General features: G+C 60.1%; 9 protein-coding genes. 2 read left to right on the top strand and 7 right to left on the bottom strand.

The features are described 5' to 3' along the window. Positions 1 to 222: 222 nt before the first annotated feature. A complete protein-coding gene (locus U9R61_RS00200) occupies positions 223 to 1,197 on the top strand; it encodes a small ribosomal subunit Rsm22 family protein (protein ID WP_322486811.1) in 975 nt (324 codons plus the stop codon). Positions 1,198 to 1,280: 83 nt separating this feature from the next. Then, on the top strand, positions 1,281 to 4,376 hold the full coding sequence (locus U9R61_RS00195) for a PAS domain-containing protein (protein WP_322486810.1): 3,096 nt from the start codon (positions 1,281 to 1,283) through the stop codon (positions 4,374 to 4,376). A 377-nt stretch (positions 4,377 to 4,753) separates the two neighbouring features. Here U9R61_RS00195 and U9R61_RS00190 read toward each other — a convergent pair whose 3' ends face one another. Genes U9R61_RS00190 through U9R61_RS00160 form a run of 7 tightly spaced genes read right to left on the bottom strand, consistent with a single transcriptional unit; the run spans position 4,754 to position 12,760 of the window. Then, complete coding sequence (locus U9R61_RS00190; RefSeq protein WP_322486809.1) at positions 4,754 to 5,995, bottom strand: glycosyltransferase family 4 protein; 1,242 nt, start codon at positions 5,993 to 5,995, stop codon at positions 4,754 to 4,756. 14 nt (positions 5,996 to 6,009) lie between these two features. Further along, a complete protein-coding gene (locus tag U9R61_RS00185; protein WP_322486808.1) occupies positions 6,010 to 7,395 on the bottom strand; it encodes a phenylacetate--CoA ligase family protein in 1,386 nt (461 codons plus the stop codon). Continuing rightward, positions 7,392 to 8,261 carry a carbohydrate deacetylase gene (locus tag U9R61_RS00180; protein WP_322486807.1) on the bottom strand — a complete coding sequence of 290 codons (870 nt, stop codon included), beginning with the start codon at positions 8,259 to 8,261 and terminating at the stop codon, positions 7,392 to 7,394. Before U9R61_RS00180 ends, U9R61_RS00185 begins: the two co-directional genes overlap by 4 nt. Beyond that, positions 8,258 to 9,406: a glycosyltransferase family 4 protein gene (locus tag U9R61_RS00175; RefSeq protein WP_322486806.1), complete on the bottom strand. Its 1,149-nt coding sequence runs from the start codon at positions 9,404 to 9,406 to the stop codon at positions 8,258 to 8,260. Before U9R61_RS00175 ends, U9R61_RS00180 begins: the two co-directional genes overlap by 4 nt. Further along, positions 9,406 to 10,218: a glycosyltransferase family 2 protein gene (locus tag U9R61_RS00170; protein ID WP_322486805.1), complete on the bottom strand. Its 813-nt coding sequence runs from the start codon at positions 10,216 to 10,218 to the stop codon at positions 9,406 to 9,408. Before U9R61_RS00170 ends, U9R61_RS00175 begins: the two co-directional genes overlap by 1 nt. Then, a complete protein-coding gene (locus U9R61_RS00165; protein WP_322486804.1) occupies positions 10,215 to 11,408 on the bottom strand; it encodes a glycosyltransferase family A protein in 1,194 nt (397 codons plus the stop codon). Before U9R61_RS00165 ends, U9R61_RS00170 begins: the two co-directional genes overlap by 4 nt. After that, on the bottom strand, positions 11,405 to 12,760 hold the full coding sequence (locus tag U9R61_RS00160) for an O-antigen ligase family protein (RefSeq protein ID WP_322486803.1): 1,356 nt from the start codon (positions 12,758 to 12,760) through the stop codon (positions 11,405 to 11,407). Before U9R61_RS00160 ends, U9R61_RS00165 begins: the two co-directional genes overlap by 4 nt. Between the last annotated feature and the right edge of the window lie 2 nt (positions 12,761 to 12,762).

Genomic DNA, 12,762 nt, shown 5'->3' with positions numbered 1-12,762 from the left:
GCTCTGCCCCCCTCCCCCGCGCCGGTGGAAGCGGGGCTGGAGGTGAGGGAACACCAGCGCATCGCAAAGCCTTGAACCATAATCTGCACTCATGCGTTCTGGCTGACCTTGAACCTATAGTATAGAGAGGAACGAGCTGGCTCGACCTTCCAGAGATTCGGTTACGTCTTGGAGTATGCAATAGAATAGAGAGAGCTACCAGAACCGTTGAGGAAACGAACCATGCAACTACCAGCTTCGTTACAGCGCGCGCTTGAGCGCGTGATTGCCACCCAGCCGGCGGCGGCGCTTGAGCAAACCGCCGCCGCGTTATCGAATCGCTACCGGGAAGCGAGCGCCGGCAGTGCGCCGGTCATCACTTCGCCGCTTGAGGCAGTGGCGTATGCGGCATGGCGCATGCCGGCCACCTACGCCGCGTTACGATCGGTATTCAAGCGGCTTGCAGAGGCGCAACCCGATTTTGCCCCTACCCGTATGCTCGATGTAGGCGCGGGCAGCGGCGCCGCGATCTGGGCCGCCGCCGAACAGTGGCCATCGCTACGCCGGATCGTCGCGATCGAACGGCAACCGGCGATAACGCGCCTCGGCGAGCAATTGGTCACCGGCGCGGATCTGCCGCCCATCATATGGCAACGCAGTGATGTGCTTGCCCTCGACCGGCTGCCAGACAGCGATCTGGTGGTCGCCGGGTATGTCTACGGCGAGATCGAGTCGGCGGTGCGGGTACTGTTGCTCAGTCGGCTCTGGAATGCCACACACGGCGCGTTGGTGCTGGTTGAACCGGGCACCCCGGCAGGCCATGCCACCATGTTGAGTATCCGCAGCGAATTGATCAAGCGTGATGCTAGCATTCTAGCGCCGTGCCCGCACACCGGCGAATGCCCGCTCGCCGCCCGCAATGACTGGTGTCATTTTGGGCAACGGATTGCGCGGCCTGCCTTCCAACGCCGCCTAAAAGGCGCAGCCGCGCCGTTTGAAGACGAAAAGTTCGCGTACCTCATCGCTGCCCGCCACGGCGCACCGCCGGCCAACGGGCGGATCGTGCGTCATCCCATCACACACAGCAAACGGATCGAACTACAGGTTTGCACGGCGCAGGGCCTGCAACATATTACCGTCACCCGCAGCCAAGGCGAGGCATGGCGGCGCGCGCGCGACAGCGTGTGGGGTGATGGGTGGGACTATCATCCATCTTGAGATATAGGCGATAGCGAAGCGGAGTGATATAATAATAGATACCCGGTGCGATCTGTCGCCTCGGTTACGCATAGGATACCACCATGGCCAGCACTCGCACCCACCTCCTTCTCTTCGCCGTTGACGATCTGCGGGAGTCGATTATTCAAACGCTGGTTCCCTTTCCCCAGATTAGCTACTCCTTCGTTCCTACGCTGAGCGACCTGATCACACACCTCGAAACCCAACCGCCGACCTTCATTGTCTGCCGGCCAGCCGTGCGCTACAGCATGCCGGCGGGCATTGCACTCGTGCTCATCTGCACGTTGGCAGAATATGATGTCACGCATTTTGCCAATGAGCAGACCATTGTCGATCTCTTGATCGAGGGCGATCTGGCTCGCTTGCCATTGATTGCGCAGCGCGAGGAGCGCATGCAGCGCTGGACTGAACGCGAAACGCGCCGGTTGCGCACCGTCGTCGAACATGCGCCGCACGGCGTGATCGAAGCCGAACTAGCCAGCCGGCAGGTGCGGTGGGCCAATCGGGCAATGCACGTGCTCTTCGGGTATTCGGCAGCGGAAATGGTCACCCTGCAGATCGAAGATTTGCACCCAAGCGAATCCCGCCCAACGATCATTGACGCCTTTCAGCGTATAAGCGCCGGCGATCAGGCACCACTGCTCAATATCATTTGCCGCCGGCGCGATGGCTCAATCTTCTACTGCAATATCGCGCCGGGAGGCGTGTATAGCAACGGCCAGACCTTTATTTTTGTTTTTTTCACCGATGTCACTACTGAATACGAAAGTTTACAAACACTTCAGATCAATGCGCGCCGGCTCGAATTAGCATTGCGCGCCGCCAATCAAGGGTTATACGATCTCGATCTGCGCAACGGGCATATCGTGGTCAACGATGAATACGCAACCATGTTGGGGTACGATCCGGCTACGTTTACCGAAACCAACCAGCAATGGCGCGACCGGTTGCACCCCGGCGATGCGAGCGCAGTCTACCAGACCTACCTTGACTATATTAGCGGGCGCATTCCCGAATACCGGGTTGAGTTTCGCTCACGGATGCGGCAAGGCGGGTGGAAATGGATTCTATCGGTAGGGTCGATTGTCGAGCGTGATGCCGATGGCAATCCGGTGCGCATACTCGGCACCCATACCGACATCAGCGCCTTGAAACGGCTCGAATTGCACGAACGGCTCCGGGTTCAACTCTTCACCAGCCTGTTAGGAGGGGAAAGTTTGCAAACCCTGATGAACACCCTGATTCAAGCCTTTGAAGAAGAACAACCTGACACACGTTGCGCGATTGCGCTCTTCGACCCCGCCACCCGCCGGCCACACCACGTCATCGCCCCCAACCTGCCGCCTACACTCAGCCAGATGCTAGAACAGAGCCTTCAGCCGGGGCAGGAAGCCATCTGGCATCCGCTGCTCGCGCAGCAGCGCGTGATCGTACCGGAATTACCCGCTGATCCCAATTGGGCGCGTCTTGCGTCCGCCGCGCAAGAGAGCGGCTTGTCTACACTGTGGGCGGAACCGATCCTCGGCGCCGGCGGTGCGGTGATTGGCGCTTTTACCGTTTGGTCGGCGCGGGCGGCGCCACCGCTCAGCGAAGATCGCACGCTTCTCCAATTTATCAGCCATCTCGCCGGGCCAGTGATCGAGCAGCATGTGATCGCTGAACGGCTCCGGCTAAGCGAAGAACGGTACGCCCTGGCGGAGCGCGCGGTGCAAGATGGCGTATGGGATTGGGACATTCTCGATGGCGTGACCTATCTCTCGTCGCAGTGGAAGGCGCTGTTTGGGTTTGGCGAGAATGAGCTGCCCAATGCTATCACCACCTTCTTCGAGCGCATCCATCCCGATGACTGGCCAGAAGTGACGAAGGCGCTCGATCGTCACTTTGCCGGCCTCGAACCATTCAACATGGAATTTCGCATGCGCTACCGCGATGGCAACTATCGCTGGATCTTGGCGCGGGGCGAAGCGTTGCGCGACGCTGACGGCAACGTGACGCGCATGGTCGGCGCCCTGAGCGACATTACCGAACGCAAGCAGATCGATGAACGCATCCGCGAAACGCAGAAGCTCGAGGCGCTCGGTTTGCTCACCGGCGGGTTGGCCCACGATTTCAACAACCTGCTCGGCATTATCATTGGCAACCTTGATCTCTCGCTCAGTGATTGGCAAGGCGATGAAGCAGCGCGGCAGATGATCGAAGCCTCGTTGCACGCGGCGCTGCGCGGCGCCGAACTGACCAAGAGTCTCTTGGCGGTGGCCCGCCGGCAACCGTTAGCGCCGACCACCATTGATGTCAATCAAGTGTTGCGCGAATTTCTGCCACTCATTCAAGTGACCGTCGGTTCAGCGATTAAACTTGAGCTGATCGAACAAACCAACCAGCCGGCCCGCGCCGACCGGGCCGGGCTTGAGGCAGCGATCCTCAATCTAGTTATTAACAGCCGCGACGCTATGCCAAACGGCGGCAACTTAACGATCAAAATCAGAGAACAGCGCGTCACTAGTGAAGACACAATGTTGCTAGCCATCCTTGCCCCCAGTTGCTACATTGTGATCGACGTGACCGACACCGGCACCGGTATGCCGCCAGAGGTGGCTGCGCGCGCGTTTGAACCCTTCTTCACCACCAAAGAGCGCGGGCGCGGCACCGGACTTGGGTTGGCGATGGTCTACGGCTTTGCCCGCCAATCGGGCGGCACCGCGCAAATTTATTCCACGTTAGGCCGTGGCACCACGGTGCGGCTGTATCTGCCGTGCGCTGATCAACCGGTAGGAGAAGAGCCAGTTGTCATCGAGCCGGCATCGCGCCGCGAGGCGCGAATACTGGTGGTTGATGATGATCCAGATCTGCTGCGCATGACCGTCACTACACTGCGCAATCTTGGCTACACCAGTTTTGCCGCCCAAGATAGCAAAACGGCGCTAGAGATCCTGCACAATGAGCCGATTGATCTCCTCCTCACCGATGTGGTGATGCCAGAGACAGACGGGCAAAGCTTGGCAATGCAAGCGCGGCAGATATCGCCAGCGCTCAAGGTGCTCTATATGAGCGGGTTTGCCGCCTTGCAGGGCGTTGAGATTACCGATGCGCCGCTGATTGAGAAGCCGTTTCGGGCCAGTTCGTTGGAAGTGGCGGTGCAACAGACGTTAGAGGGGTGATGGGCGTCTGCTGCAATTCGCTCGCCATCACCAGCAGCGGTGTGTTCGGTTGTCATTGCGAGGGGGCGCAACCCCCCGAAGCAATCTCTTGCTCTAGCGGAAACCGTGCGTGGAGGTATCCTTCCCACGCTCGCGGGAGATTGCTTCGCCGCGCGGCGGGCGAGGGCGACGTTTTTACCGCAGAGGACGCCGAGGGGGAAGGGAACACAAGCGCGCTCGTATCCCTGCCATCGCACCCCTTCGCGTTCTCTGCGCGCTTTGCGCCTTTGCGTTGCAATCCTTTGCGGCTTTGTGGTTGCCTCCAGCCCCCTCACCCACCTCGCAGCCTCGCGACGAGCCGAGCGGGGCTCGGCCCTACCGCTCGGCTCGTAATGACATCAGGAGAGCGGGAGATTGTGGCGTGCCGCACAGGTTTGCAAGACGGATAACGCGGCAGCGGCCAGTTGCCGGCGATCGAATTGTTGTTCGGCCAATGCCCGCGCCTTGCAACCAGCTTGGCGGGTGAAGTCAGGATGCTCGCGCAAATAGATAATCTGCGCCGCCAGATCGGCGGGATCGCCGCCGCGGGCATAGCGACCGCACTGATGGGTTTCGACTAATTGTTGCAACCAACCCGGCGTGTTGACGATGGCCGACTTTCCGGCGGCCAACGTATCGAATAGCTTGTTGGGCGAACAGGTCGCCAGCACCGGCACTGCTTTGAAGATTGTCAGGCAGACATCGGCGGCGGCGACTAGATCGGCGACTTCGGCTTTGGGCAACGGATCAAGAAACCGTACATTGCGCAGACCGTACTCTTGCGCTAATGCCTCAAGCTGCGGACGCTGGCGGCCTTGCCCAGCTAGTGCGATCAACACATCGTCATACCCCCGCTCCTGCACCACCCGCGCCGCCTCGATCACCTGCCGCAGATCGTTCGCTTCTCCCATGGTGCCAAAGTAGAGGGCGAGAAACGATGGATTGCCCAGCCGCGCGCGCCACCCGCCGCCATCGCGCTGCGGGTGGAAGAGGTCAAGATCGGCGGCGTTGGGAATGACGCTGATCTTCTCCGGCGCGACGCCGGCGTCGATGATCCCCTGCCGCATGCCGGGCGAGAGTGCGATAATGTGACATGATCGGCGATAGATGGCGCGTTCGAGCCAGCGCGCAGCTAGAATCAGCAGAGGTTGGCGCAGCGCTCCCATCTGGATCGGCGCTTCCGGCCACAGATCACGCACCTCGAAGACCAGCGATGCGCGATGCCAGCGACTAGCCACCATACCGGGAATGCCAATCGTTAGCGGCGTGCTGGTGGCAAACACCACATCGGGCCGTTCGACCCGCAACACGGCCAGCAAGCTGGCGAGCGCAAAGAGGATGAAGGCGACGATCCGCTGCCCATAGCCAATCGCCGTACCGCGGCTGTAATCGGCATAACCGGCCCGCACCTCGACGACATGAATGCCGTCAACGTCGCACTGGCGCCACCATCCGCCTGACCACGGCGTCTGACGATCGGCGGCGGTTACAAGCGTGACGCGATGACCCTGCTGGATAAAGAAGCGGGCGAACTCATACGAACGGGTGCCGCCAACCCCGGCGCGAGTGGTGAAGTATTGGTGCAGGTAGAGAATGTGCATCGGGTTTGACCGCGTTACAACGGTATTTCACGCACGACATGGCGCAACTTGCCGGCGCGGGTGCGCGGCAAACGTTCGACCAGCTCCCATTCGATCTGCATCGAGGGGCCGAGATAGCGACGCGCATCTGCTAGCACCGCCTGCATCGATTCAGGCGCAAAATCGGGTGCCGGTACCACCCGGATCACGATCCGGTCGAGCGCGACTTGAGCAATCTGGCTCTCTTTGATCCCCACCCCCGGCTTGGTCACGTGGCTGAGCCGCCCGATCCAGCGCCCATCGGGAGTCTTGATCCGGTCATCAATCCGGCCCTCGATCGCCAGCCACGACGGGCTATGGCGGCCACACGGACAATCATCGGCGGCCAGCGTAGCGAGATCTCCGGTCTGGTAACGGATAAACGGCGTCCCCGCACTAGCAAACGTCGTGATCACAATCTGCCCAGTCTCGCCGGGAGCGACTGGCTGGCCAGTATCATCAACCACTTCAGCGATCGCGGCCCGGCTGAGCACGTGGTAGCGGCGATGCTCGCATTGCCACGCGATCTGCCCGATCTCGCCGGTGCCATAGGTTTGCACCATGGAACAACCAAATGCCTGCTCAACCACGGCCTGTTGCTCAAGCGAAATCCCTTCGCTATCGGTAATAATCGCGCGCAAGCGCGGCGGTTGGTCGCCGCTTTCCAAGATGTAGGTTGCCAAGAGGTGCCATGCCGTCGGGTAGCCGGTGCCATACACGACGCCGCGCTCGCGCAAGACGCGCAGGTAGTGCGGGTAAAACGCCGGCGCGAGATGGTAGGCCGAGCACTGCAACTGGCGGTAGAGATCGATCCAGATCCAGAACGGCGGTTTCGTGCGGTTGTAGGGAGCGACATACGCGCCGGAGAAGCGGGCGCGTGGTTCGCCAAACCGGCACCCCAACGCGGCCAGCATCGCATCGGCAGGCGCCTGATGGTTGCGCGTCGCTTCGCGGTCGAGATAGAACGTGAGCGGCGTACCGGTCGAACCGCTCGTCTTGCGCGGCCAGAGGGTGCGGCGGTCGCAATCCGCGGCGACGAGATCAAACGGGTTGCACCGGATCTGTTCCTTGCACAGCATCGGGAGACTCGGTAATTCGGCCAAGCTAGCGAGCGTGCGGTCAGGCAACACGCGGCGATAGTGCGGCACGCGCCGGCGAGCCTCAGCCAGCAAACGGTTGAGCTGGGCAAGTTGCCATGCTTCTTGTTCGGCGCGTGGACGATAGTACCACGCCGGATCGTGGGCGGTCACCAGCCGTTGATAATCACCGTAACGGCGAAACCACTCACGGCGCACCGCTTCGGCATTGACCAGCACGCGCTGGAACCAGCGCGGCGCGGTGTCGTAAATCTGCTGTTGGGAAGGCAAGCGCAGGATGTTCATATCACTGCCTCGAAGCCTACAGTCTGCACACCGGCAGCCGCTAACCGCCGGGCTAGCGCTGGATCTCGGAAGACCTCGTATTCGCGCAGGCGTGATTCGGTCAATTCACCGAAGAGTTCTGGCACCATCTGGGTAGCGGGATGGATCACAAGTTCAGCCGGGCCGTAGCACGGCCATGGCACGCGCGGCACGATCTGCTCGACTTCCGCCTTACCCGGCCCATAACCCGGCGTACTCACTACGCCAGCCGGCATTCGCATGCCTTGGCGGGCAGCGGCAGCGACCCAACGTGCAATCATTTGCCCTTTCAGCCAGTAGACCGGATGGGTCAGGTGGTACATCAACGCCGAGCCATTGCGCGGCGCGGTAACGCGGCGGTGCGAGCGCATCGCTGGGATGCCGAGCTGGCGGGCTAGCGCGACAGCGAGTGCAAACAGGCCGGGTAAAACATGCACGTTCTGATGGGTATTCCAAAAATCGGGTTGGCCCGCCACGGCCACAAACCGATCATATTGAGCGCGCAACTCGGTTTCGATCTGGGCCGGCGCGATCCGGCGGGCCAGCCAGCGCCGGCGCAATTCCGGCGCCGGCCAGAACTGTCCATCCGGCGCCAACAGATCGGGTACTTGCGCCGGGTCAGCCGCCGGCCTGCCGAGCGTGAGCGTCCAGTGAATCCCGATCGAGGCCTGCGGGAAGGCGCGGCGAAGCTGCGCAGCGTCAGGGTAATCCGGCATGTTAGTCATCACGCAGGTCGCGCGCAGCGCGCCGGCAGCTAAACACGCTTCGATCGCTCGATTGACCGGGGGGCACATCCCATAATCATCGGCGGTGATAATCAGTTGGTGAACAACGCCATTCCGATTCATAGCAGTTCTGTGTATAACGCCAATAAATACTGCGCTTCGCGCTGCCAATTAAACTCGTTCATCACGCGCGCGCGGCCCTCGGCCCCCATTGCGCGCCGCAAGGCCAGATCGTCGAGCAAACGAATGATCGCCTCGGCATAGGCCTCGCTATCGTCAGGCGGCACCATGATGGCGCACCGGCCATCACCAACGAAAGGCCGGCTAGGCGGCAAATCGCTCAGCACGGTAGGCATACCCAGCGCCATAAACTCGAACAGCTTGGTGGGAATATTGTGCTGAAACTTGGGCAGATCGGGCAAAGGAATAAAACCGATCTTGGCCTGCCGCACCCGCACTGCCACCTGCTCGTGCGGCACCAGATTGGCATCGAGCATGATGTCATCTTGTAAACCGCGTCGCGCGATCTCGGCCTGCGCCCATGCCGCTTCGGGACACTTGCCAAAAAAGAGCCAGCGCACCTGCCGGCCACGCCGGCGCAACGCCTCGGCCACAGCAAAGGTCACTTCAAGATGGTAGCGTGGAATCGTACCGTGGTAAACCAGATCGAACGGCGCATCATCAGCGGGAGGCGGCTGTTGCAAAAACAGATCAAGTTGGGGAAAATTGTGAATCGTCACCACCCGGCGCGCACCAAACCGGTGTAGATAGAGATCGGCCACGCCGCGATCGGCAGTAATGATCGCGTCAAATGAACGGGACGCCAAGCGTTCCAAGGCCTCCATGCCAACAGCCAACCCACCGCGCAGGAGAGCCGGCACATGGCGTTTCTGCCGGATATAAGCCGCATTATTCTCGTGGCAATCAAACACCACGCGCGCTCGCCTTTTCGCTTTTAACCACAGTCCCAGCGGGATCAGCTCCGGATCGTGCAGATGATACAGATCGGCCTGCAACCGGCGCGCCAAGACTGCCGCTTGCCGGATACGTTGCCAACGCCGCTTGAGCGCCAAACCCAGCCGCTGATCGACTAGAGCGCCAACACTGTGCAGGTACACCCCTCGCCGTTCAAGCTCTGTCACCGGCAACGGCGCCAACAAATGCGTCTCATAGCCGGCGGACGCCAAACTGGCGCATTCACGATAAAAGATGCGCTGATCAAATGGCTGATGCACCGTCGAGATATGCACAATCCGGCGCTCAACCATCAGAGACCGCTCAGCCGGGCGCGCAGCCGTTCGGGTAGCAGCGGCATGACTGGATAGATGAGAGTGCGGTTGAGCCATCGCATCCCCCCAAAGATAGCCTCATACAGGCGCAATTCCTGCGGCGAATAAACGGTTGCTAATGCGCGAGCGCGCTCGGCATCACGGCGCGGCGAGGACTTTGAGCTGACACCGCCGCCATCGAACACGGCAACTTCTTTGGTCAAATGGACATAGCGCACCCGCCGGCGCAGGATCATGTCAAGCAGATAGGCATAATCGGCCAGAATGCGGTAATCAGTGGCAAACGGCTGCGCCGCATAGATCGCGCGGCGCACAAACCACACCTGATGGCAGATCATCTTACGATAGAGCCAGAACCGATTGAGTCGATCGGGATAACGGATCAAGCGACCTTCACCGGCGCGTCCAGTACCGAGATGGGGATGGTCAACAAACGAACGCACATCGCCGTAGAGAAAATCGGGATCATTGTGACGGCTGAGCGCCGTTGCCACGGTTGACAAAATGGTGGGACCAGCAAAACGGTCGCCAGCATTGAGAAAGCAGATATAACGGCCTTGCGCATAGGCAATGCCCTGATTCATCGCATCGTAGATACCGGTGTCGGGTGAAACAATTACCTGCACCCCTAACGCGCGCAACCGTTCCGGCGTGCCATCGGTCGATCCGCCATCTTTCACCAAATACTCGACATCGGCGAAATCCTGCGCCAACACGCTGCGCGCCGTCTGCTCAGCATCAGCAGCGCAGTTCAGAGTCACGGTAATAATGCTGAAGAGGGGTTGATTCACGCGGCATCTCCCGATCGAATAGACTGCTGGTAACGCGCTAATTGCTCTTGATACCGCCGGCGATGCTCAGGAATGAATTTGCGCTGGATCGCGGGAGGCAACCGTTTTACCAGCGCTGGCGGCGTCTGTTCGCGCACGAGTTGGATCAGGCGGGCCCGTGGTCGCCACCAGATCAGATACATCACATAATCGCGCCAGACCCGCAGCCGCTCACACCGGGCCGCTGCCAGCACCATCTGCGCATAGCGCGGATCGGCAAGGAGCCGTTCGATATCATCGGTACGGCGCAGGTCGGTCGTCACTTTGCCAGACGCAAGATCGGCGCGCAGATCGAGAATCGGTTGCGGATGCTGGCCGGTAAAGCGGGCCAGCCAATTCTGCGTGTCATACTGATCCATTATTCGCAACCCATTAGCGAGATGCACCTCGTTGAGCAAATCGAGATTTTTCCGCAACCGCTCACGTTCCCGCGCCCATGGCTGATTTTGATAGTATGCGCCTTTACGAGCGAATTGGTGCGGAAAGACCATAAAGTAGTGGTACATCCACACACCAAAAACATCGGCGTGATAGATACGGCGGCGAGTGATATCGCGCCCACGTTCATCGACAATCGTCGGCGGGCGATGGCTATCGTAGCGATAGCCCGGTCGCCAGCGAAATACCCGCCGGTAACGGCCCCACGGCTCGCCTTGGTATTGGCGATGCCAAAATAAGCCACCATCGGTGAGATAATCGAACCCGCCCCAGAAGTGATAGGCATGAAAGCAGAGGCATGTCGTGTCGGGGTGGCGGTCTAAGAAGGCTGCTACCCGCTCGATATCAGTCGGATGATAGAACTCATCGACATCGATCTGCCACAACCAATCGCCGGTGGCGCGCTCGGCATAGGCGCGGCTCTGCTCATCTTTTTCACCCGGCCAGAAGCCATTGGGATGGCCGCACATCTCGGCAGTGACGATGATCAACTTATCGGCGGGATCCTCTTCAGCCTTAAACCGATAGAGCGCCTGCAAGGTACCGTCAATCGAATGGCCATCAGGAGTAGCAGCGTGGGCAGCGCGCGGGCTCGCGCCCTCGGCGACGATGATCTGGTGGGCGAAAGGGTAGATAGCGCGCAAGTTGTAGCGTAGAAATGGCTCGCCATTGAGCACAATCATGCCGAAGGTGATGCGCGGTTTGCTGCTCATGACCGTCCTCCTGCCGGCAAGGCGCGCAAGCGCACGCGCGGCGGGGTTGGGAAGGGCTGGCGGTTGACGGCAACCACAACTCCATTACTCAGCGCCCACACTGCCCATAACGGCCAATGCAAATGGGCGGTCATCATGGTATTGCCCGATGCTTGGCCATGCACCATAGCAAACGCAAACAAGGCAAAGAAAGTCACACGCCACACGGCGCGGTCATCATCCGGCGTCTGCGCCCACACCGCTGGCAACCGGCGCGTGGCCCAGACCAAATAGCCAAGGAAGAAGACCATCCCGATGACCCCCTGATCGGCCAACGTCCCGATAAGTACATTGTGCGACCAGAGTTTGTATTCAAAGCCCCACCCCCATATCGGCGAAGCGAGAAAATAATTCCAGCCAATCTGCCACAAACCGCCCCGATCTTCAAAGACGTTGAACGACTCTTCCAGACCGCTCTCGCCTTCACGCACGACGAGGTGCGGCGCTACTTGGTACAAGAAGACCACGACAATCACGATAGCAGCAATAGCCAGCGGTACCCGCCACGGCTTCTTGCCGGCACGGCTCAATGACCAACCAAAGATCAATGCCACTGCGATGCCTGCCCCGCTCAATGACTGGCGCGCGCCGGTCAAAAAGACGCCATAGCCACACCAGAGCACAAGCGACATCACCAACACCATTGACCATAACCGGCGGGCATTCAGAAACAAGCCAAGCCCCAAGAGAAAGGCTATGCTCAAATGGTGCGAGAAATAGTTATATTCACGAATGCCAAGATTACGATAGGGCAATGACGAAAGACCGGGATCACTGAGCAAATAGGTCAGCGGCACATCGATAAAGCGCAACGCAGCATAAAAGCCATAGGCGCTTGTGAGGAGATAGGTCAGCGCGAAACGCCGCGCCGCCGGACCGTCGCGGATGACAATCAACGCAGCTAGCGAACCGACAATGATGTAGAGCAACAGCGGCCGCGCAATCGACATCTTATCGCGCAGATCGAATTGGAAGAGCGCACACAGCGCCCATGCCCACCACAGCATCATCCACGGCACAATCCACGGATCACTGCTGGGGAAGAGCTGGCGGGTCGTCAGATCAAGCCGCTTGGGCAAGAACGACCATGGCTGCACTACGTGCAAATACCGGATCAGGGCAAGCACAATCGTCGCTAAGAGCGGCCACGTCACGGCGCTCGGCCCTACAAAGACCGTGCGCGTCCACAGCGAAACCGACAAATAGATTGCCAGCGGGATCTCAGGCCGGCCGCGCCAGACCGCATACAGACAGATCAGTCCAAGCGCGGCTAATTCCAACGGATTCAGGATAATCGGCCCCGTGGAAATCATAG

The sequence above is a fragment of the Chloroflexus sp. genome, assembly GCF_034431535.1.
GTDB lineage: Bacteria > Chloroflexota > Chloroflexia > Chloroflexales > Chloroflexaceae > Chloroflexus.
The sequence above is the reverse complement of the archived record's forward strand: the minus strand, read 5'-3'. Positions and strand labels throughout refer to the sequence as shown.